This window comes from Pseudomonas protegens, from assembly GCF_003732485.1.
Lineage (GTDB): Bacteria > Pseudomonadota > Gammaproteobacteria > Pseudomonadales > Pseudomonadaceae > Aquipseudomonas > Aquipseudomonas protegens_B.
In genome coordinates, this window is record NZ_MOAK01000013.1 from 183,637 (window position 1) to 205,215 (window position 21,579).

Consider the following 21,579-nt stretch of genomic DNA (forward strand, 5'->3'; position numbering starts at 1 on the left):
TGGGCCGGGTGATAGAGGTCGATCGGCTGCCCGTCGGCAAAGGTGTCCTTGAAGGGCGAGTTGCTCTTGAGGTGGAAGCGGATGCGGTTGTAGTCGACGCCGGTCAGGGTCTGGCTGTCGAGGCCGAACAGCGAGTGCTTGAAGGTGAAGGTCTGGCGGTCGCCGACCTGTTCCTGCTGGTGGCCGATACCGTAGTTGCCGCTGCGGCTCAGTTGGCCAGTGGTCGAGTTGAAGTTGTAGTTCTCGGCGTTCTGCCAACGGCGCTGGGCCTTGAGGTAGTACAGCTCGTTGCTGGCACTGACGTTGTCGGAAATCTGCCATTCACTGGTCAGGCGGGTCCACTGGTCGTTGTAGTGCTGCTTGTCATTGCGCACGTTGTAGTTCTTGTCCCGCAGGCTCTTGTGCAAACGCCCGTTGATCAGCGGCGTGCCGAAGTAGTTCATCGGGTTCTGATCGCCGTAGTCATGGGCCAGGGTAAAGGCCAGGTCATCACGGGCCTGCCAGCGCAGGGCGGCGCTGACGAAATCGCCGGAGGAATCGCCACGGTCGATCCAGCCGTTGCTGCGCTCGCGGTTGAGGTTGAGCCGGTAGCTCAGGGTGTCGCTCAGGGAGCCACCGCTGTCCAGGGCCTGCTGCTGGCGATCGTAGGAGCCGTAGCCCAGGCGCAGGTGGTTTTCGATCGCGCCGCTGAAGGGCTTTTTCGCCACGGTGTTGATCACCGCGCCGGTGGCGCCTTCGCCATACAGCACCGAGGCCGGGCCGCGCAGCACGTCGACCCGCTCCACCGCCCAGGTGTCCACCGGGAAGGTCACAGTGCCCATGCCGGTGTACATGCGGTTGCCGTCATACAGCTGCATCACCGAGCTCTGCCCGGTGAAACCCCGTGCCGACAACGAAGTGCCACCGTCGCCCGGGGTGCCGGTGCGACTGATCCCGGCGCTGCGCGATACCGCATCCTGAATGCTGCGCTCGCCTCGGGCGCGAATCCGTTCGCCGCTCAGGCTGTCGGTGCTGGCCGGGGTTTCCAGGGCGCTGAGGCCCAAGCGCGAACCGGCGCTGGTGGGGGTCTTCAGGCTGACGCTGTCGTCGGCCTCGCTGGCCGGAGCCGAAATGGTGCCGGTGGGCAGGGTCAGGGAGGCGGCGGAATCATCCGCCTGGGCCAGGGAAGGCAAGGCCATCAGGCAAAGGCTGGGCAGCAAGTACTTGTTCATCGGGACGGTGAATCACTTCTTCGAGAGGGTTGCCCGCAGCGGTGACTGCGGGCAGGGATCTTACACTTTGGCGTTATAAAGTAACATTATAACTGTGCACGGCTAAAGCGCCGGAATTCTACAGAGCCCTCTGGAATGCGCATCTCGGCTGATTCATGTTGAAGATGAAGCAGATTCAGGCCCACGGTTGAAGCGTGATAGCAGCAGGCGGTCGAGCAGCCATACCACAATCAACGAGGCTCCAACCAAAGGAAACGCCAGGGCCAGCAGCGCCATGATCAAGATCGCGGTTTTCCATTTCGGCAGGTCGTGGCGCAGTGGGGGTACACCGAGACGGCCCTGGGGACGACGCTGCCACCACATGACGATGCCGCTCACGGCGCTGAGCAGGATCATCAGGCACACCACCAGCACCAGGATCTGGTTGAAGCGGCCGAACATCTTGCCTTCGTGCAGCATCACCCCAAGCTCCGTGGCCCGGGCCACGTTGCTGTAATGCTGCCAGCGCACGTCGGCCAGGACCTTGCCGCTGTACTGGTCAACATGCAGGGTGGCGTCGTTACGCGGGTCGTCGGCGAACACGGCGATAGTGAACACGCCGGTGGCGCTACTGGGCAGAGTGATGCTGTAGCCCGCTTCGACCTGGCGCTGGCGAGCGATGTCCTGCACCGCTTGCAGGCTGATGGACGGGGCTGCCGGTGCTGCGTCCGCGGCGTTGTGGGCCATGTGCTCGGCGTGGTCGCCGGACATTGGCATCGGGGTGTTTTCCAGGGCCCAGGGTACGGTCTGGCGTGTGGCGCTGTTGAGTTCCCGGGCCTGCTGGTCGGAGGTCGGTACGTTGTTCCACATGGCCGCCGGGAAACGGTTCCACAGGTCGGCGTACTGCTTGCCCCAGAAGCCGGTCCAGGTCATGCCGCTGAGCAGCATCAGCAGTAGAAAGGCCGCGCCCCAGAAGCCCAGCACGCTGTGCAGATCACGCCAGAACAGTCGGCCGCGGGCGCTGAAACGGGGCCACAGCACGCCCGCCGAAGACGGGCCCCGGGGCCACCACAGGTACAGGCCCGAGACCACCAGGACGATGCCCCAACCGGCGGCCAGTTCCACCAGCCGGTCACCGACGGTGCCGATCATCAGCTCGCCGTGAATGGCCCGAGCCACGGCCTGCAGGTTGGCCTTGGCATCCTGCTCGCCGAGCACGTCGCCGTGGTAGGGGTCGATGAACACGTTGAGTTCGTGGCCGGCGTCCTGCACCACGAACTGCGCGCTGCGTTCGCTATCCAGGGGCGGCAGGTATTGTTTGATATGACCTTGGGGGTAGGCCGCTTGCACCCGTTGCAGCAGCTCATCGGCGCTCAGGCTGTGATGGCCGGGGGGAACCTTGAGCAGGCTGCCGTACATCAACGGGTCCAGTTGTGGCTTGAACAGGTAGACGATGCCGGTCAGGGCCAGCATCACCATGAAAGGGGCAACGAACAGCCCAGCGTAGAAATGCCAGCGCCAGGCCAGGTTGTAGAAAGACACTTTGGGTCGATTCATCGGGGAACGCTCCGCAGGGCAGTGGATCTTTTCTTATGGGGGCTGTTCGCTGGCAAGCCAGCTCCTACGGCGAGGAGCCGGCGTGCCGGCGAAGGGGCATCAGAAGCTCAGGTCGACCTTGGTCCAGAGGGTGCGCCCTGGTTCCCTGATCGCCTGTGGATCATTGGCCGGGTAGCCGAAGCCGGCGTTGCCCGCCAGGTTCAGGTGTTCGGCATAGGCCTTGCCGAACAGGTTGTCGACCCCGGTGCTGAGCTTGAGGTTCTTGGTGACCCGGTAGGCGCCGTTGAGGGAGAACACGCCGAAGCCACCGCTCTTGCCGAAGTCCTTGCCGACCACGTTGCCCTTGTTCAGGTCGACGCGGTTTTGCGCCGCCACCACCCGCCACAAGGCCCCGGCGCTCCAGTCGTCCTCGCTGTAGGTCAGGCCGAAGCGCGCATCCAGCGGCGGCATCTGCGGCAGGGCCTTGCCGTCGCTGCTGTTCTTGCCCCAGGCGTAGGCCAGGGTCGCATCGGCTTTCCAGTTGGAGGTCAGCTTGTAGGCCGCACCCAGTTCGCCGCCCATGATCCGTGCGTCGATGTTCTCGGCCCGAGAGGTGCTCATGCCGCCCATGGCAGGACTGTAGTCGAAGAGGATGTAGTCGCGCACCTGGCCGATATAGCCCGAGGCCCAGGCTTCCAGGTCTTCATCCTGGTATTGCAGGCCGAAGTCCAGCTGGGTGGTCTTTTCCGGCTTGATCGAATCGAAGGCGTTCACCGAGCCCGCCGGGCCCATTTTCGGCGAGAACAGCTCCCAGTAGTCGGGGAAGCGCTGGGTGTGGCCAAGGCCGACGTACAGCGTGGTCGGGCTGTCGGCCAGGTCGTGCTCGTAACGCACGAAGCCGCTGGGCAGGGTATCGGCCCGGGTATCGCCGGCAGTGGGGTTGGCGCGGTTCATCATTCCCGAACCGATGCTCTGCCGGTAGTCCTTGGCCGAGGCGCGGTCCAGGCGGGCGCCGGTGATCAGGCGGTCGCGCTCGGCGGCGTACCAGGTCAGTTCGCCGAAGGCGCCGTAGTTGTGGAAGTCGGCGTCCTTGGTGCGGGGCAGTTGCTTGTAGGTATCGACGCCGTTGCTGGCCCGAGTGCGGTGTTCATTGGTCTGGGCATCCAGGCCGCCGATCAACTGCAGGTCGGCCCAGCGCCAGGTGGCCTTGATCCGCGCACCGAGGGTACGACGGTCGACGTTGGAGGCCATGGGGCCGGCCATCATCCCGGTGCCCGAAGGGGTGCGCAGGCTGTAGTTGTCCATCACGTGGTCGGCGTAGTTGTAGTAGACCTGGGCCTCGACCTTGTCCAGGACCTCGCCGATGTTGGATTTTTCGAAACGCAGGCCCAGGCTTTCGCGCTTGAACTGCGAGCCGTCCATGCCGCGGCCGGCGTAGCGGGCTTCGCCGTCGCCCTTGCCGGCGGTGAGCTCCAGCAGGGTGTCGGCGTCCGGGGTCCAGCCCAGGGCCACGTCACCGTTCCACTTGTCATAGCGCGAGGCCACGGTGTCGTTGTTGCCGTCCCTGTAGTCGTCGGCGTGGGCGGTGTTGCCGATCACCCGCACGTAGCCCAGGGTGCCGCCGGCGGCAGCATCCAGGGTCTTGTCGAAGCGGCCGTTGGAACCCGCCAGCAGGCTGGCGTTGACCCGGGTGCCGAGTTCGCCGAAGTGCTCCGGTTCACGCTCGAAGAGCACGGTGCCGGCCGAGGCGCCCGGGCCCCAGAGTACGGTTTGTGGGCCCTTGATCACGGTCAGGCGATCGTAGGTTTCCGGGGAGATGTAGGAGGTCGGTGCATCCATGCGGCCGGGGCAGGCGCCGAGCATCATGCCGCCGTTGGTGAGGATGTTCAGGCGCGAGCCGAACATGCCCCGCAGCACCGGGTCGCCGTTGGTGCCGCCATTGCGTACCAGGGCGAAGCCGGGAATGGTCTTCAGGTAGTCGCCGCCGTCACTGGCCGGGACCGGCTGGCGCGGGTCCTTGGGATTGGTGACCACGGTCAGGGGCGAACTGGGGGCGATGGCGGTGATCACCGTCGGGCTCAATTGCGTGCCGTGTCGGGAGTGGTCCGTCGGGGGCTCGTCGGCCAGGGCCAGGGGTGTCAGCAGCGCGCCGCAAAGCACCGCCAGGGCATGGTTGAAACGCAGGCGCGACGGGTTCAGAGCAAAGGGCTTGGATGGCTGGGCAGCGCCCAGGCGAGTATCAGCAGAAAACATAGATGTTCCATCGATCGGTCTTGAATGACACGGCCGCAGCTACGCGGCTGTCGCGATGACAGTCGGCCGTGTGAGATGAACAGGGGATTCAGACGAGGATCGGCGGGGCGCGGGTCAGGGCGCCGGGGAACACGGTCTGCCGGGCGTGGCCCAGGCGCGTGACGGGGATCAGGAAATACGCTGTGGGCGGCGCGAACAGAGCGGCGAACGACAGGCCCGAAGGCAGTGCCGGGCAATTGAACAGCAGGCTGCAATAGCCGCATTTTTCCCAGAGTACGTGCTGTTCGCCCTGGGACTTGCCCTGTTGGGCGTGATGCGGGCTTTCACCGTGACAGCCGGGCGCGCCGTCGCCCATGTCCATGGAGACGGACATGTTCATCGGCATCGCGTGATCCATCGGCATCGACTGAGAAATCAGCGGGCCGATAAAGATCATCAGCATGGCGAACAGGCTGATCCAGCTGCCGCGTCGCACTCCCTGGGAGTTGCGACGCGGCGCGGACCGTCTGCGGCCAGGCGCGTGCGGGGTGTTCACGGTAACGAGCCGGTCAGCTTAGTGAGCGTGCTTGGACTCTTGCGTGGCGGCCGGCGGTTGCTTCTGTACCGCCACTTCGACGGTGACATCGCCGGCCTTTTCAAAGTGCAGGGTCAACGGGAAGCGCTTGCCGTCGCTGAGCAAACTGCGGTCTTTGAGCTCCATCAGCATCACGTGGTAGCCCATGGGGGCGAAGGTCGCCTCGCCGCCGGCGGGCACCGTGACCTTGGCCACTTGCTGCATTTTCATCATGTCGCCTTGCATGACGTGTTCATGCAGTTCGGCCCGGCCGGAGATCGGCGAGTCGACACTGAGCAGGGTGTCGGCGTTCTTGCCCGGGTTGTGCACCACGAAGTAGGCGGCGACGGTCGGCGCGTTCGGCGGCAGCTCCTGTGACCAGGGATGGGCGATCTGCAACTCGCCGGCCTTGTAGTCGTGGGCGGTGGCGAAACAGGCAGGCAGCAGCAGTGCGGCCAGGAGCAGGGATTGCTTGACCAGGGACGGTTTGGACATGACGGTTCTCCAGAACGATTCAAAAACGCAGATCACTTGCGAAAGGGAATCATGCCAGAGGCGGGGCACCGGGGTTCAGGCTGGGCCATTGCTGGCGCAGGGTGAGCATTGCGATCTTTGGTTGCGGCGCGCCCGGCTGGACGGCGAAACGAATGAAATTCAGCTGGGGCACATGGCCGGGCAGGGCCACCAGAGGCGCCGAGCCTGCGCAGCACCAGCAGTGCTGCATGTTCGAGTGGTCGTCGTTCTGCGGGGCTTTCTGCTCAAGCTGGCCCAGGGAAATGGCCACCATCCTGGTGCCGCTGGAAGAGCAGAAGCTGCCCCACAGCAGTTGTTCGTCCAGCCCCGAATCGTTGCGTTGCATGGCCCCGGAAAGCGGCATGGCAAGCATGTTGAACAGCACTGCGAAGCAGGCGATCCAGGCAAATGCGAGCCGTTGTCGGGACATGGGGACGATCCGTCGGTTGAGCGATCAGGCGGGTATTTAGCCTGATCGCTGTGGATAAGTAAAAAAGCAGCGTATGTGGTGTGGTGTCGCAGTGCCAGTTCAGGCCAGGCTGACGTGGAGCTTGAGTCCCAGTGCCTTCATGACCTTGATGATAGTCGCGAACTCGGGATTGCCCTGGCTGCCCAGGGACTTGTACAGGCTCTCGCGACCCAGGCCGGTGTCGCGGGCCACCTGGGTCATGCCCCGGGCGCGGGCGATGTCGTTGAGGGCGGCGCGGATCAGCACGCCGTCGCCGGCGTCTTCCTCGAAGCAGGCGTCGAGGTAGGCCACCATGTCTTCCGGGGTCTTGAGGTACTCTGCCGCGTCGAAGCGGGTCACTGGGGTACGCATGTTTCAGCCCTCGCTCTTGAGGTCATGGGCCAGCTGTCTGGCGCGTTGGATATCGCGTCTCTGGGTGCTCTTGTCACCGCCGATCAGCAACAGGTAGATCACGGTGTCCCGGCGCGAGAAGTACACCCGGTAGCCGGGGCCGCGATGGATGCGCATTTCATAGACACCTTCGCCCACGGGTTCGCAGTCGCCGAAACGGCCCAGTTGCGCCGCCCTGATCCGGGCCAGCACGCGGGTTTTTCCCTGGGGATCCTTTAGGCGTAGCAGCCAGTGGGTGAACGCCTGAGTCTGCTCAAAGACGAACATGGCGACTGTATTCCTTGGGATACTGGCTGGCAAGTCATTTGCCAGACTGAAATCGATTGGTGCGACGACCGGCCATTGATGAACCGGTCGCCACTGAATCGTTCCAAGGAGGCTAAAGCACTGTCTTATCGATCGCTGCCAGGGGAATCCCAAGAGTCTGTGGGGCTTGGCGTCTTTGTCTGTCAGGCGTGAGACAGCTGCCCCAGGGCGCTCAGTACCTCGGCTACGCTGGCAAAGCGGCGGTCGACCTCGGGCAGCTCGGGACGCTTGAGCACCAGCACCGGTATACCCCGCTCGCGGGCCACTTCCAGCTTGGGTTCGGTGGCGCTGCTGCCGCTGTTCTTGCTGATCAGCACGTCGATCTGCCGACGCTCGAACAGCGCCCGTTCGTCCTCGATCAGGAACGGCCCGCGGGCCCCGATCACTTCACAGCGCGGGTTGCCCGGGTAGGCGTCCAGGGCCCGCAGGGTCCAGAACTGGCCGGCCGGAATTTCATCCAGATGCTGCAAGGGTTCGCGACCCAGGGTGAACAGGGGGCGCTTGAAGGGGTTCAAGGCCTGCACCAAGTGCGGCCAATCCGTGATCTCGCGCCAGTCATCCCCGGGCTGCGGCTGCCACGCCGGACGCCGTAAGGCCCAGCAGGGAATTCCCGCCAGTTGCGCGGCGGCCTGTGCATTGGCGCTGATCTGTGCCGCGTAAGGGTGGGTGGCATCCAGCAGCAGGCCGATGCGCTCTTCGCGGATAAAGCGGGCCAGCCCCTCGGCACCGCCATAGCCGCCAACCCGTACCTGGCAGTTCAGGTCGGTGGGCACCCGACCTACTCCGGCCAGGCTGTAGATATGTGTTGGGCCCAGGGTGCGGGCAATGGCCAGGGCCTCGGTGACCCCGCCCAATAGCAGGATGCGGGTCATTGCCAGGCTCCGGCGTGACCGACGATGCCGCCCTGGCGATCGATGGCGAAGACTTCCACCTGGACTTGAGCGGGCACCACGCTGCGGGCGAAGTCCAGGGCGTGCTGGCACACCGCGTCGCCCAGGGCGACCCCCGCGGCGCTGGCCATGGCCAGGGCCTGCTGGCTGGTATTGGCCTCGCGGATGGCCTGTTGCAGCGCCGTATCGGCACCTGAATCGGCGGCCCATTGCGCCAGTTGCGGCAGGTCGATGCTGGAGTGGCGGCTGTGCAAGTCCATGTGCCCGGCGGCCAGCTTGCTGATCTTGCCGAAGCCGCCGCACAGGCTGAGTTTATCCACAGGTACTTTGCGCAAGTGCTTGAGCACCGCGCCGACGAAGTCGCCCATTTCGATCAGGGCGATTTCCGGCAGCTCATAGACCCGACGCATGGTGTCTTCGCTGGCGTTGCCCGTGCAGGCGGCGATGTGCAGGTAGCCATTGGTCTTGGCCACGTCGATGCCCTGGTGGATCGAGGCGATGTAGGCGGCGCAGGAGAAGGGTCGGACAATGCCGCTGGTGCCCAGGATCGACAGCCCGCCAAGAATCCCCAGGCGCGGGTTCATGGTTTTCAGGGCCAGTTCCGCTCCGCCCTCGACGTTCACCGTGACTTCGAACCCGCCGGAGTAGGCCTGCTCCTCGGCGAGCCGTTGCAGGTGCTCGCCGATCATCCGGCGCGGCACGGGATTGATCGCCGGCTCGCCCACCGCCAGCACCAGCCCGGGGCGGGTCACGGTGCCCACGCCCTGGCCGGCGATAAAGCGGATTCCCGGCTCGCGGGTCAGGCGTACCTGGGAGTAGAGCAGGGCGCCGTGGGTCACGTCCGGATCGTCGCCGGCATCCTTGAGGGTTCCGGCTTCGGCACCGTCGCCGGTACGGCGGCAGAACTCCAGGCGCATCTGCACCTGTTTACCCTTGGGCAGGACGATATCCACCGCGTCCGCATTGACGCCCCCCAGGAGCAGGCGAGCGGCGGCCAGGCTGGTGGCCGTGGCGCAGCTGCCGGTGGTCAGGCCGCTGCGCAGGGGCGCGGGTTGTTCCGCTGTTTCCTCACGCATGCCCCGGCCCCCGTAGGAGCGAGCTTGCTCGCGAAGGGTGCACTGCGCTCTCTTTGGTAAACGCTTTCGCGGGCAAGCCCGCTCCTGCAAGGTTCATGGCAGGTCCCGGGGTTTGTGCAGGTCCAGCAGAGTGATCGGCAGGGCCTGGCGCCAGGTGTCGAACTCCCCCAGGGGCTGAGCCTGGGCGATATGGATGCGGGTCAGTTCACCGCCGTACCGGTCGCGCCAGTGCATCAGGGTCGTTTCACTTTGCAGGGTCACCGCGTTGGCCACCAGGCGCCCACCGGGCTTGAGCTGCTCCCAGCAAGTCTGCAATACGCCTTCGCGGGTCACGCCACCGCCGATGAACACCGCATCCGGACGTTCCAGTCCGGCCAGGGCCTGGGGGGCGCTGCCGCGAATCAGTTGCAGCCCGGGTACCCCGAGCACGTCGCGGTTGTGTTCGATCAACTGCTGGCGGCCGTCATCGGCTTCGATGGCCAGGGCCCGGCAACTGGGGTGGGCACGCATCCATTCGATACCAATGGAGCCGCTGCCGGCCCCCACATCCCAGAGCAGTTCACCGGGCACGGGGGCCAGGCGGGCCAGGGTGATGGCGCGCACGTCCCGCTTGGTCAACTGGCCGTCATGGCGGAAGGCCGAGTCCGGCAGGCCGGCCAGACGGGACAGTTGCGGCGTATCGGTGGCGGCGCGACATTCGATGGCCAACAGGTTGAGGTCGGCGATCGCCGGATCGCTCCATTTATCGGCGGTGCTGTCCAGGCGTCGTTCCAAGGGCCCGCCCAGGTGCTCCAGTACGGTGATCCGGCTTGGGCCGAAGCCGCGCTCGCGCAGCAGTCCGGCGATGGCGGCCGGGCTGTGGCGGTCATTGCTCAGCACCAGCAGGCGCACGCCGCTGAACAGTTGGGCGTTGAGCGCGGCAATCGGGCGTGCCACCACCGACAGCGTGACCACCTCCTGCAGGGCCCAGCCCAGGCGGGCGGCGGCCAGGGAATAGGCGGAGGGGAAGGGCAGTACCTGCAGCTCCTCGGCCGGCAGTTGCCGGGCCAGGCTGGCACCGACGCCGAACAGCATCGGATCGCCGCTGGCCAGTACGCAGACCGGCATCCCGCGCTGGCTCAGCACCGGCTCCAGTGAGAACGGGCTGGGCCACAACTGGCGTTCGCCCCGGATGCATGCCGGCAGCAGATCCAGCTGGCGCTGGCCGCCGATGATCCGTGAAGCGCCCAGCAGGGCATGGCGGGCGTTCCTGCCCAGGCCCTTGAAGCCGTCTTCACCGATTCCCACTACTGTCAGCCAGGGCGACATCTATATTCCTCAAACCGAAGGTTCCGACCGGCAGGCTTTTCATGCCCTCGGACAAAGCAGGCATAATACCGCGCCTTCGCTGACGAAGCGCTTTTCCCACACTGCCGGTCGCCCCTTTGAACGAACGTCCGATGTCCACCGCCATCCGCCCCTCGGCCTGCCCGGGGTTGCTGCGCATTGTCCCGGCGCTGGACGGTGGCATCTGCCGGATCAAGCTGGCGGGCGGGGCCATCAGTACGGCCCAGGCAACGGCGGTGGCCGAGGCGGCGCAGGCTTATGCCGGCGGCGTGATCGAGGCTACCAACCGCGCCAACCTGCAGATTCGCGGCATTGGCCCCGAGCATCAGGCTCTGATCGACAAACTGCTGGCGGCCGGCCTGGGACCGACCACCGCCGCCGGTGATGATGTGCGCAACCTGATGCTCAGCCCCAGCGCCGGGATTGATCGGCAAGCGCTGATGGATACCCGGCCCCTGGCCGGGCAGATCCTCGAGACCTTGCAGAGTCACCCGCGCTTGCATGAACTGTCGGCCAAGTTCGCCGTGCAACTCGATGGCGGCGAAGCCCTGGCCATGCTCGAACATCACCACGATCTGTGGCTGGCAGCCTTTGTGCGAGAGGGACAGTTGCTGTTGGCTTTCGGCCTGGCCGGCAGCCCTGTGGATAAACCCTTGGCGGCAGTGCCCCAGGAACTGGCTCATGAACTGCTGGTGGCGGTGCTGGAGCTGTTTCTTGAGCTGGCGACGCCCGAGCAGACGCGGATGCGCCACCTGTTGGCGCAGGTATCGGTGGCGGATTTTCTCGCCCAACTGAACCCGCGCCTGAGTCGCCCCTTGTTGAGCCTCGACGGCTGGCAGCGTCCGGCCTCGCTCGCAGGGCTGCACCTGGGAACTTATCCACAGCGTGAAAGCGGGCGGGTCTATGTCGGTGCGGTTGCGCCCCTGGGGCGCCTTGATCCCGTCATGCTCAAGGGCGCAGCGCAACTGGCCGAACAGTACGGCGACGCCAGCCTGCGCTTCACACCCTGGCAGAGCCTGCTGCTGCCCGGCATTGCCCCCTCGGATGCCCCCGAGGTCACGGCGCGGCTGAGCCAATTGGGCCTGCTGTGCAGCCCTGAACAGTCCCTGGCCCACTTGATTGCCTGTACCGGCTCCAGTGGCTGCGGCAAAGCCCTGGCCGACACCAAGGGCGATGCGCTGAAGTTGGCAGCCCTGCTCCAGCGCCATGGCCGCCAGCGGGCGGTGCACCTGTCGGCCTGTTCCCGTTCCTGCGCCGCCGCCCATGTGGCGCCGGCCACCCTGCTGGCGATGGCCCCAGGGCGTTACGACTTGTATTTGCGCGATGCAGCGCAGCCGGGTTTCGGCACGCTGCACGCACGCAACCTTTCTATTGAAGCGGCAGAGGCACTGCTTGATGCCCGCCCACGGAGCCACCTAGATGATTGATTACATCCGCGACGGTCAGGAGATCTATCGCAACTCCTTCGCGATCATCCGCGAAGAAGCCAAGCTGGATCGCATTCCCGCCGACCTGGAAAAACTCGCGGTACGGGTGATCCACGCCTGCGGCATGGTCGAGGCCATTGACGGCCTGCAGTTCTCCGCGGGCGCCGGCAAGGCCGGGCGCGATGCCCTGGCCGCCGGGGCACCGATCCTCTGCGATGCACGGATGGTCTCTGAAGGCATTACCCGGGCACGCCTGCCGGCCAACAACAAAGTGATCTGTACCTTGCGCGACGACAGCGTCCCGGAGCTGGCCCGAGAGCTGGGCAACACCCGCTCGGCGGCGGCCCTGGAGCTCTGGCGTCCGCACCTGGAGGGCAGCGTCGTGGTGATCGGCAATGCGCCCACCGCCCTGTTCTACCTCCTGGAAATGCTCGACGCCGGCGCGCCGAAACCGGCGCTGATCCTCGGCTTCCCGGTGGGCTTCGTCGGCGCCGCCGAATCCAAGGCGATGCTCGCCGCCGACAGCCGCGGCGTGCCCTTTGTGATCATGCAGGGTCGCCTGGGCGGTAGCGCCATGGCCGCCGCCGCCGTCAACGCCCTGGCCACGGAGATCGAATGATGCAGCAACCTGGACGTTTGATCGGCCTTGGCGTGGGTCCTGGTGATCCGGAGCTGATTACCCTGAAGGCCCTGCGCCTGCTGCGCGAGTCGCCGGTGGTGGCCTATTTCGTGGCCAAGGGCAAGAAGGGCAACGCCTTCGGCATCATCGAAGGGCACCTGCAACAGGCCCAGACTTTGCTGCCGCTGGTGTACCCGGTCACCACCGAAGTGCTGCCGGCGCCGCTGTCCTACGAGCAAGTGATCAGCGACTTCTACGACAGCGCCAGCGAAGAGCTGGCGCAGCATCTGGATGCTGGCCGCGATGTGGCGGTGATCTGCGAAGGCGACCCGTTCTTCTACGGTTCCTACATGTACCTGCATGATCGTCTGGCCGAGCGTTACCAGGCCGAAGTGGTGCCGGGTGTGTGCTCGATGCTGGGCGGCGCTTCGGTGCTGGGCGCGCCCCTGGTGTATCGCAACCAGAGCCTGTCGGTGCTCTCGGGCGTGCTGCCCCATGACGAACTCAAGCGGCGTCTGGCGGACGCCGATGCGGCGGTGGTGATGAAGCTGGGGCGCAACTTCCCCAAGGTGCGCCAGGTTTTGGAGGAACTGGGGCTGGCGCAGCGTGCGCTGTACGTCGAGCGCGCCACCATGGCCAACCAGAAGATCGTGCCGCTGGATGAAGTGGAGCCGATGTCCTCGCCGTACTTCTCGCTGATCATCGTGCCCGGCGAAAGGTGGCAAGGCTGATGGCCCGTTCAACTCCGGCCATCGTCATCCTTGGCCAAGGCAGCCTCGACACCGCGCGGCAGATCCAGCGGCTGTATCCCGACTCGTTGATCCACGGTCTGGCGGAACGGGTCGAAGGCGCCGATCGGATCTACCACGAATTCGGTGCCACCCTGCGTCAGCTCTATCAACAGGACACGCCCATTATCGCCCTGTGTGCAGCGGGCATCGTGATCCGCACTCTGGCGCCGCTGCTGCTGGAAAAAGGCGCCGAACCGCCGGTGCTGGCAGTGGCCGAAGACGGCAGCGCCGTGGTGCCGCTGCTGGGCGGCCTTGGCGGCGTCAACGTCATGGCCCGGGAAATCGCTGCGGGCCTTGGCGTGGCCGCGGCCATTACCACCAGCGGTGAACTGCGCTTTGGCACCTGCCTGCTCAACCCGCCCAGCGGTTATGCCCTGGGCGACCTGGAACTGGGCAAGCGTTTCGTTTCCGACCTGCTGGGTGGCGAAAGCGTGCGTATCGAAGGCGCAGCACCCTGGCTGGCCGCAGCAAAGCTGCCCGAGGATGACCAGGCCCGCCTGACCATCCGGGTCGGCTCTGCCGAGCGTGAGCCTGCGGCCAATGAGCTGCTGATCTACCCCCGCAGCGTCCTCATCGCCTGCCGCAGGAGCCAGCGTGCTGGCGACAGCGCTACCGACCTCGCCACGCACATCCGCCAGGCCCTGCATCAGGCGCGAATCGCCGTGCAGTCTGTCGCCTGCCTGCTGGCGGCCGACAACGACATGGCCGACCGCGCCCTGCACCAGGCAGCTGCGCAACTGGGGGTGCCGCTGCGTTTCCTGCCGGCCGCCGGCGGTGTCGTCGAGCTGGCACAGCAAGCCGTGCCGCAATTGCTGCCGCCGCTGAAGGTGGGGGACGACATCGCCATTGCCGTGGCCAACCAGCCCCTGGACCCGGAGCGGATCGGTCGTCGCCGCGGACGCCTGGCGGTCATCGGCCTCGGTCCTGGCGCGGCCGAGCTCATGGTGCCGGCGGTCAAGGCCGAACTGGCCCGGGCCAATGACATCCTGGGCTATGAAACCTACGTGCGCATGGCCGGCCCGTTCCGCGCCGATCAGGTGATGCACTGCACCGACAACCGCGAAGAAATGCAGCGCGCCCGCCACGCATTCGAACTGGCGGCCCAGGGGCGTTCGGTGGTGGTGGTGTCATCCGGCGATCCGGGGGTGTTCGCCATGGCGGCCGCGGTCCTGGAAGCCCTGCACGAATCCGGCGATCCGGCCTGGCACCGCGTCGACCTGGAGATCCTCCCTGGCGTCTCCGCCTCCCTGGCCACCGCCGCCCAAGCGGGTGCGCCGCTGGGCCATGACTTCTGCGTGCTGTCGCTGTCGGACAACCTCAAGCCCTGGGACATCATCGAGAAACGCCTGGACCTGGCGTCCCAGGCCGACCTGGCCCTGGCCTTCTACAACCCCATCTCTCGTTCCCGCCCCTGGCAACTGGGCCGGGCCCTGGAGATCGTGCGCCAGCACCGCACGCCGCAAACCCCGGTGGTATTGGGGCGCGACATTGGGCGTCCGGGCCAGACGCTGCGGGTCATCACCCTCGGCGAGCTGACCCCGGAGCAGGTGGACATGCGCACCATGGTGCTGGTGGGGTCTTCCACCACCTGCGTCTTCCCCCGGGCCGAGGGCGGCGAGTGGGTGTACACCCCGCGCTGGTACGGCAATAAGCCCTTGTAGGAGCCGGCTTGCCGGCGAAGGCGTCCACCAGAGCCGTGCAAGGCTCAGGGGCCTCTTCGCCGGCAGGCCGGTTCCTACGGGTCGGTGGGTTCGGCGGTCAGCAGCCAGTGGATGAATTCGAAGAAGCTGGCCCATCTGGCCGGGATGCGGCCGGCGATGAAAGCTTCCCGGTCGCCCAGGTCGAAATCCCAGACGCCGCCGCTGTCCTTGTCCAGCAAGTAGCCGCCTTCGCCTTGCAATGAGGTAAAGGCGACAAAGTTGTGGGGCAGTTCCCAGACCTCATGAATGAACTCGGTGCCCATGAGGATCTCTTCGGTGGGCTCGGCGATATCCATCAGCACTTCGTAGTTCGCTCGGCTTTCGAAGTCGGCGGGGTGGCAGGTCAGGTAGATCTGCGCGAACTCGCTGTCCAGGGCAATGCCCAGGGCTTCCAGGGCCCGGGTGACCTCGGCGGCTTCTGGGCGCGGGCGGTAGCGAGGCTGGGCTTCGATCAGGGCGATCAACTGCGGGGGAATCATGGATTTTCCTGGGTGGCGTGCGGCCATTTGTCCAACGGCAAATGGCTCATGTTCTCAGCAAATCGTTTCCGGGCCTGGCCCAGGGTCATGGCGTTGGGTCCGCTCTGTACATCCAGTGCCTGCATGCCGTCATCCTCCCAGTGGCACAGGTCGCAGATCTCGTACGCACCTCGCTCCGACAGGGTTCGATATTCGCAGCAGGGGCAGGCTTGCAGGTACTCGGTATCGGGGCTGACGGCATAGTCCCCGAGCCCGGCCTCGCGCAGGCTGCGCATCAGGTACAGGTGGGTGACGCCACGGTATTCGGCGCGCAGGGCGATCAGCAGCAGGGCGTCGTAGTGCGGGTCCATTACCTCTTCCGGGGGCTCCGGTTGGGTCATGATCTGTTGTTGCAGGCTGGGTGGAAGTGTCGCGAACTCAAGGTCGTCGCTGTCCATCCCCCACCAGTTCAAGAGATGGGAGGCTCGGGCGGCGACGTCGAGGTCGGGTAGCCTGTGTGTGCTCAGAAGGTCGATGGCGGCGTTGGCGGTGAGTTTTTCCATGGGGCTCGGCTTGTTGAAGGCGCGGTTCAGGGCCAGGTCAGGGTCAACTGATCGGGCCGTTCGATGGGAACTCGTACCCTGACTCCGGAGGTTGACTCGGCATGGAGGTACTGGTCCTGGATCTCTACCCGGTTGAAGGGGTTGGTGTCCCGCAAGGCAATCAGCCAGATCAGTGCATCCGAGCCTTTTTCCTGTAAGGCCAGGAAGCCGTCGCCGCCGTAGCCTGCGGTCTCGCCACCCCGGGCATAGAACGATTGTGGGCCATCGGCGCACAAGCCCAGGGTGGTGACGAAATCAGGCTCATCCTGTTGGAGATAGTCCAGGGCCGGCATCCAGCCTTTGTTGAGCAGAAGGGGATGTTCGTAGGGCAGGTCGAACAGGCAGTAGAACCTGCTGCTGAGGACCAGGGTGTTTTCCCGAGGGAAGCACCCGGCCTGCCATTGTTCCTGGATAAAGGCTGCGTCGGCGCTGTAGGGCATGGTGCGGTTCCTGCTCCTGCTGGAAGGGATTTTCTACAGGTTCGAGACTTGTCGGAAACCGGAATTGTAAGCGCATTGCCCGGCGTACCCCGGGCGTGCATCGCAGGCCTTGAGGCAGCCCGAGACTCCCTTGGGGAAGCGTGCCGCCACCGACAGGGCGAAACCATAGGTCGGCGTCGTCACCGCGAAGCTGCTATTGCAGGCCACTTGCGTGCTGTAGGTGAAGGTCATGGCTTCGCGCCGGCCGTTGTGGGCGAAGGCCACCTCGAAGCTGTCGAGGCTGTTCCAGCCCGACAGCGGCAGCACCACAAAGCGGTAGTGGGTGCTGTCCAGCTGCTGGCCGACAACCCGCAAGGTGTTGCTCGCGGAGTCGGCCTTGGGCGAGGGGTAGGGCAGGGCAAGCAACGCCCGTGGGTCACCGACCACGCCCAGTTCGAAGCCGATGCCCTTCTGGTAGAACGGGATCTGCAGCGTCGGGGCGCCTTCGATCTTCACGTACTGGCTGTACGCATAGGGGCCGGAGGTTTCGGGCTTGTAGTCCGGCGCTTTGGCGAAGCTGACCTGAAGCTCCAGCACTGCTTCTGCCGCCTTGGCGTCTTCGGTGCGAATATCGCTGGGTTGATCGGCACCATGGCTGGCGCAACCGCCCAGCACAATGGCCGCGGTCAGTTGCAGCAGGTGTCGAGTGGGCCCTGGGCGTAGAACGGTCATCACTCAATGCTCCTTCTTCAGAGGGCTGGAGGTCAGCCCCAGACCCTTGAGTTGCCAGGTTCCCTGCACCTGCTGCCAGCTGAACTGCCGGCCAACCCAATCCACCTGCAAGGCATGATGCAGGCGCCCCTGGTCAATGCGCCGGCCTTCGTCCAGGGCCTTTCGCGCACGGGCGCCGGCTTCGTTGAACAGTGGCCAGAGCTGGCTCAGGTTCATCTCCTTGCTGATCGGCAGCTGGGCATACACCCCCTGCTCCGCCGAGCTGAGCAGCAGCCCTTCCTTGCCCAGAAATGCGGCGCTGCGATTGTCCGGCGACACGGACACCAACATGGCGTAGTGGGAGAACCCCCAGCCGGGCAATCGCTCGTCGAACCACAGGACTTGCCCGGTGGAGGGCACCAGGGCGCGTGCGCCTTCGGGGAACAGCAGCAGGTCGTTGCGCCCGGGCTGTGGCTGGCCCCAGTCGGGCTCGTCGCGACTTTTGACCGGGCTGAGGATGCGGGCCAGCGGTGTGTCGTTCTGCACCGCTATCAGCACCGTGCCGACCCCCATCCACTCGATAGTGGTGGCCAGCAGCACGGGCTGTCCGCCCTGGGTCGCCCCGGTGGGTTTTACATCGGTGATCTGCCAGGCGTTCAGCGGCCGATAGAGCTGGCCCTTGTAGGTGATTTCCCGGGGGCTGCTGCCGTCCCGGCGGTGGTAGACCTTGAAGTCGCCAAAGCGCTCACTGGATTCACTGGTCTGATTCAGCCAGGCCTCGAGCTTGGCCTGGGGCGATTCGCCAGCCAGCGCCGGGAGGGGCATGAACAGGAGCCCGGCCAGCAGGCAGGCCAGGCCGCGGCCGATTTGCACAAGGCGCGGGAAGCGCGCCGTGTCGGTGGGGCGTTGAAGAGTCTGCATTCCGTTGCCTGTCGCTTGATTTGAATAGTGTCTGGCGGACTTAAGGGACCAGGTAGCCCCTGACCCCGGTGAAGATGATCTGTGCCGCCAGGGCACAGACGAACAGTCCCATCAGCCGGCTGACGATCTGCAATCCCTGGTCGCCGAGGATGCGTTCGATGCGGTTGGACAGGTACAGCACCACGCCCACGGTGAGGCTGGCCAAGGCGATGCTGAGAATGGCGGTGAGCTTGTCGTCCCAGTGGGGCTGGCTGACCCCCATCACCAGCAGGGCGCCGATGGTGCCGGGGCCCACGGTCAAGGGAATGGTCAGCGGCACTATGGTCACGTCTTGCTGCACGTTGTCGGTCTGTACCGCCGACTTGCCCTGGGCCATGCCCAGGGCCGAGATGAACAGCACGCTGCCGGCGCCGATGCGGAAGGCATCCACGGTGATGCCGAATACGCTGAAGATCACCCGCCCGAACAGGTACAGCAAGATGCTGGAGACCAGGGTGGCCAGGGCGACTTTCCAGGCCAGGCGCCGGCGTTCCTTGGAGGAGTAGCCCCGGGTCAGGCTGATGAAGCACGAAAGGACGAAGAACGGGCTATAGAGCACCAGCATCTTCAGGTAAACGCTGAACAGCACGTGGAGCATGGCGGGAGCTCACGACTAGGGAGGGCGAGCCAGAGTTTAACAGGCGCCGCAGAGGCTGTCGGCTCAACTGGTGTGGGCGGCGCTGCGCTCGCGCAGGTCGCGCTGGGTGACCCAGTGTTCCACCAGCTCGCGCAGTTGCGACAGCTCTACCGGCTTGGCCATGTGCCCGTCCATGCCGGCCTGGCGTGCGCGCTCCTTGTGCTCGGCGAGGATGTGCGCGGTCAGCGCCACCACCGGGGTGCGCACCCGTTGGTTGCCGACCTCCCAGGCCCGCAACTGCTGGGTGGCGGAGAAACCGTCGAGCACCGGCATTTCGCAGTCCATGAGCACCAGGTCGTAGCGCTTGGCCTTCATTGCCTGCAAGGCCTCTTCGCCGTTGCTGGCGGTGTCGGGTTGCAGGTTGAGCTTGCCCAGCATGCCGCGGATGACCTTGGTGGAGATGCTGTTGTCCTCGGCCACCAGGATGCTGAAGTCGCTGGGTACAGTGACCGGCGGCGGGCCGGGTGTCGGGCTCAGTGGCATGTTGTAGGGAGCGGCGGGAGCCTTGTCGCGCTGATTGAGCTCGTCGGCCAGGGTGGTCTTGAGGGTGTAGCCGGCCACCGGCTTGGCGAGGATGCGCTTGATCCCGGCATTGCGCGCAATCACCTTGCTCGGCGCGTTGCTGATGCCGGTGAGCATGATCAGCAGAATGTCGTGGTTCAGGCTCGGGTCTTCCTTGATCTTCGCCGCCAGTTGCATGCCGGTCATGCCGGGCATGTTCTGGTCCAGCAGCACCACGTCGAAGTAGTCCCGCAGGTGCGCCTTGGTCCGCAGCAGGGCCAGGGCTTCCTTGCCCGAAGGCACGGCACTGACGTTCAGGCCCCAGGCGCTGCATTGCTGCACCAGGACCTTGCGGCAGGGGTCGTTGTCGTCCACCACCAGCACCCGCGCGCCTTGCAAGGGGCCGTCGAGGTCGGCGGTGGGATGCTCCAGGCGCTCGGCATCCAGGGGCAGGGTCAACCACAGGGTGCTGCCCTGGTTGGTGCCACTCTTGATACCGAATTCGCCGTGCATCAACAGGATCAACTGGCGGGCGATCACCAGGCCCAGGTTGCCACCCAGGCGGGTGGTGGCGAGGAAGTTCTTGCTGTGCAGTTCGGTGTGCAGCAGCGCCTCGCGCTCCTCGGTATCCATGGGCTGGCCGCTGTCCTGTACGGCAATGCGCAGGCGCGGCTTGCTGCTGCGCTCGTCGAGGGCGACGACGATCAGCACTTCGCCTTCGTCGGTCTTCTTCAGGGCGTTTTCCAGGAGACTCAGCAGGGCCTGGCGCAGGCGCGTCGGGTCGCCGCTGATGACCCGCGGCACCTGGGGCTGGATGAAGCTGATCAGTTCGACGTTCTGCTGCTCGGCCTTGGCCCGGAAGATACTCAGGCAATCCTCGATCAGGGCGTTGAGGTCGAACTGCACGTCGTCCAGTTCGATCTGCCCGGACTCCAGCTTGGAGATGTCGAGGATCTCGTTGATCAGGGTCAGCAGCTCGTTGCCGGCACTGTGGATGGTCTGCACGTAATCGCGCTGCTTGACCGACAGCGGGGTGCCCAGCAGCAGCTCGGTCATGCCCAGCACGCCATTCATCGGGGTGCGGATCTCGTGGCTGATCTTGGCCAGGAACTCGGCCTTGGCATTGACCTCGGCGGTGCTGGCGGCCAGGTCGCGGCTGACACTGAAGCGGTTCTCGGTGATGTTGCGCTGGCGCTCGCCCAGGGCAATGCTCATCAGCAGTCCGGCGATGCACACCACGCTCAGCAGGGTGACGATCAGCCCTTGCGGCGCCACCAGGGTCAGGCCCAGCAGCGCCGGCAGTATCACCAGGGTGCCGAGGTTGAAAATCACCATGGCGGTCACGAACAGCCGGGCCGGGCGATAGCCCTTGTGCCAGTGGTAGCCGCCGACGAACAGCATGCTCAGGCCGGCCAGGGCCACCAGGCCGTAGGTGATGATGTTCAGCGGCAGGGTGCTGACGAACAGCAGCAACAGGCCGAACAGGCCGATCAGCAGGATATTGCCCAGCAGCAGGCGGTTCAGCGGGTGCGGACCCAGTGGGGCGAAGAAACGGTAGGCGAACATCATTCCGCAGGGCGCGGTCAGCAGCAGGGCCACATAGGCGCCCGGAGTCTGCAACGCTTGCCAGTCCGGCAGCCAGGGACCGAACAGATTCAGCAGCATCAGCAGGCTGAGGGTCAGCAGGCCCTCACAGGCTGCCAGCCACAGGCTGCTGCGCGAGCGGGTGTAGGCGAAACGGGTGAGGTTGTGCAGGATCAGCATCGCCAGGCAGCCGAACAACAGGCCGTAGATCAGCGTCTGGCTCTGGTCGGCGGCGCCCATCACTGCCGCTTGCAGGGTGATGTAGGGACGCAGTTCATGTTCGGACACCAGGCGCAGATAGACTTCCAGCGGCTTGGCACTTTGCGGCAGTGGCAGTATGAAGTCGCTGCTGGGCAGGGGCTTTTGGGCTTGCGACTGGCTGGAGCCGGTGTTCACTTGTTCGATCAGCTTGTCGCCGTCGAGCACGTAGAGATTCAGGTGGGACAGGTCGGGGGCGAAGATCCGCAGGATCTGCTCGTGGGTCCCCGGTTGGAGCTTGAAGCGCAACCACAGGGCGCCATCGGGTTCGGCGGCGGTCAGCTTGTCCAGCTCGATGGGGCTGAACTGGTTGGTGTAGCGCGGGGAGCGGATGTCACTGAGCTGCAGGTCGGCCTGTTCGTCGAGCAAAACCGCCCAGCCACTGCCTTGAGCGGCCAGGGCCGGATTCA

Annotated in this window: 21 protein-coding genes and 1 pseudogene; 4 read left to right on the forward strand and 18 right to left on the reverse strand. The window is 65.5% G+C overall.

Features of this window, described 5'->3' with window-relative positions:
• The 11 genes and pseudogenes from BLX41_RS34145 to cbiE form a co-directional block, all read right to left on the reverse strand.
• Positions 1 to 1,211, reverse strand: a pseudogene (locus BLX41_RS34145) (TonB-dependent receptor); the annotation flags it as partial.
• A gap of 153 nt (positions 1,212 to 1,364) precedes the next feature.
• Entirely contained in the window at positions 1,365 to 2,747 is a 1,383-nt protein-coding gene (locus BLX41_RS01355) for a PepSY-associated TM helix domain-containing protein (RefSeq protein ID WP_123723454.1), read from the reverse strand.
• A gap of 99 nt (positions 2,748 to 2,846) precedes the next feature.
• Positions 2,847 to 4,979, reverse strand: coding sequence for a TonB-dependent copper receptor (locus BLX41_RS01360; protein ID WP_123723455.1), 2,133 nt, complete (start codon positions 4,977 to 4,979; stop codon positions 2,847 to 2,849).
• A gap of 88 nt (positions 4,980 to 5,067) precedes the next feature.
• Positions 5,068 to 5,514 (reverse strand): DUF2946 domain-containing protein, encoded by a 447-nt coding sequence (locus BLX41_RS01365; protein ID WP_123723456.1) that lies wholly within the window; start codon positions 5,512 to 5,514, stop codon positions 5,068 to 5,070.
• An 18-nt stretch (positions 5,515 to 5,532) separates the two neighbouring features.
• A complete protein-coding gene (locus tag BLX41_RS01370) occupies positions 5,533 to 6,027 on the reverse strand; it encodes a copper chaperone PCu(A)C (RefSeq protein WP_123723457.1) in 495 nt (164 codons plus the stop codon).
• 49 nt (positions 6,028 to 6,076) lie between these two features.
• Positions 6,077 to 6,475: a DUF2946 domain-containing protein gene (locus tag BLX41_RS01375; protein ID WP_123723458.1), complete on the reverse strand. Its 399-nt coding sequence runs from the start codon at positions 6,473 to 6,475 to the stop codon at positions 6,077 to 6,079.
• A 99-nt stretch (positions 6,476 to 6,574) separates the two neighbouring features.
• Entirely contained in the window at positions 6,575 to 6,865 is a 291-nt protein-coding gene (locus tag BLX41_RS01380; protein WP_123723459.1) for an addiction module antidote protein, read from the reverse strand.
• Positions 6,866 to 6,868: 3 nt separating this feature from the next.
• Positions 6,869 to 7,171 (reverse strand): type II toxin-antitoxin system RelE/ParE family toxin, encoded by a 303-nt coding sequence (locus tag BLX41_RS01385; protein WP_123723460.1) that lies wholly within the window; start codon positions 7,169 to 7,171, stop codon positions 6,869 to 6,871.
• Positions 7,172 to 7,353: 182 nt separating this feature from the next.
• Positions 7,354 to 8,082: a cobalt-precorrin-6A reductase gene (locus tag BLX41_RS01390; RefSeq protein ID WP_123723461.1), complete on the reverse strand. Its 729-nt coding sequence runs from the start codon at positions 8,080 to 8,082 to the stop codon at positions 7,354 to 7,356.
• The gene (locus BLX41_RS01395; RefSeq protein WP_123723462.1) at positions 8,079 to 9,176 is read right to left on the reverse strand and encodes a cobalt-precorrin-5B (C(1))-methyltransferase; all 1,098 of its coding nucleotides are present in this window, start codon (positions 9,174 to 9,176) and stop codon (positions 8,079 to 8,081) included. Before BLX41_RS01395 ends, BLX41_RS01390 begins: the two co-directional genes overlap by 4 nt.
• Before the next feature lie 93 nt (positions 9,177 to 9,269).
• The gene (gene cbiE / locus BLX41_RS01400; RefSeq protein WP_123723463.1) at positions 9,270 to 10,484 is read right to left on the reverse strand and encodes a precorrin-6y C5,15-methyltransferase (decarboxylating) subunit CbiE; all 1,215 of its coding nucleotides are present in this window, start codon (positions 10,482 to 10,484) and stop codon (positions 9,270 to 9,272) included.
• A 131-nt stretch (positions 10,485 to 10,615) separates the two neighbouring features.
• On the opposite strand from cbiE, the gene cobG reads away from it, so the two are divergent.
• The 4 genes from cobG to cobJ are packed head-to-tail and all read left to right on the forward strand — an operon-like array spanning position 10,616 to position 15,000.
• Complete coding sequence (cobG, locus tag BLX41_RS01405) at positions 10,616 to 11,929, forward strand: precorrin-3B synthase (protein WP_123723464.1); 1,314 nt, start codon at positions 10,616 to 10,618, stop codon at positions 11,927 to 11,929.
• Positions 11,922 to 12,548: a precorrin-8X methylmutase gene (locus tag BLX41_RS01410; protein WP_102862983.1), complete on the forward strand. Its 627-nt coding sequence runs from the start codon at positions 11,922 to 11,924 to the stop codon at positions 12,546 to 12,548. Before cobG ends, BLX41_RS01410 begins: the two co-directional genes overlap by 8 nt.
• Positions 12,548 to 13,279, forward strand: coding sequence for a precorrin-2 C(20)-methyltransferase (locus BLX41_RS01415; protein WP_123723465.1), 732 nt, complete (start codon positions 12,548 to 12,550; stop codon positions 13,277 to 13,279). Before BLX41_RS01410 ends, BLX41_RS01415 begins: the two co-directional genes overlap by 1 nt.
• Entirely contained in the window at positions 13,279 to 15,000 is a 1,722-nt protein-coding gene (gene cobJ / locus BLX41_RS01420) for a precorrin-3B C(17)-methyltransferase (protein WP_123723466.1), read from the forward strand. The genes BLX41_RS01415 and cobJ overlap by 1 nt, the downstream gene beginning before the upstream one ends.
• A gap of 74 nt (positions 15,001 to 15,074) precedes the next feature.
• Here cobJ and BLX41_RS01425 read toward each other — a convergent pair whose 3' ends face one another.
• From BLX41_RS01425 to BLX41_RS01455, 7 genes are all read right to left on the reverse strand, one after another.
• On the reverse strand, positions 15,075 to 15,518 hold the full coding sequence (locus BLX41_RS01425) for an SMI1/KNR4 family protein (protein WP_123723467.1): 444 nt from the start codon (positions 15,516 to 15,518) through the stop codon (positions 15,075 to 15,077).
• A complete protein-coding gene (locus tag BLX41_RS01430; protein ID WP_123723468.1) occupies positions 15,515 to 16,060 on the reverse strand; it encodes a CPCC family cysteine-rich protein in 546 nt (181 codons plus the stop codon). Before BLX41_RS01430 ends, BLX41_RS01425 begins: the two co-directional genes overlap by 4 nt.
• Before the next feature lie 26 nt (positions 16,061 to 16,086).
• Complete coding sequence (locus BLX41_RS01435; RefSeq protein WP_123723469.1) at positions 16,087 to 16,539, reverse strand: hypothetical protein; 453 nt, start codon at positions 16,537 to 16,539, stop codon at positions 16,087 to 16,089.
• A gap of 33 nt (positions 16,540 to 16,572) precedes the next feature.
• Positions 16,573 to 17,250: a hypothetical protein gene (locus BLX41_RS01440; RefSeq protein WP_123723470.1), complete on the reverse strand. Its 678-nt coding sequence runs from the start codon at positions 17,248 to 17,250 to the stop codon at positions 16,573 to 16,575.
• A gap of 3 nt (positions 17,251 to 17,253) precedes the next feature.
• A complete protein-coding gene (locus tag BLX41_RS01445) occupies positions 17,254 to 18,150 on the reverse strand; it encodes a hypothetical protein (RefSeq protein ID WP_123723471.1) in 897 nt (298 codons plus the stop codon).
• Positions 18,151 to 18,190: 40 nt separating this feature from the next.
• Positions 18,191 to 18,787 carry a MarC family protein gene (locus tag BLX41_RS01450; RefSeq protein WP_123723472.1) on the reverse strand — a complete coding sequence of 199 codons (597 nt, stop codon included), beginning with the start codon at positions 18,785 to 18,787 and terminating at the stop codon, positions 18,191 to 18,193.
• Between the two features lie 63 nt (positions 18,788 to 18,850).
• The coding region (locus BLX41_RS01455) for a hybrid sensor histidine kinase/response regulator (protein WP_148059670.1) at positions 18,851 to 21,579 on the reverse strand (2,729 nt) is incomplete at its 5' end.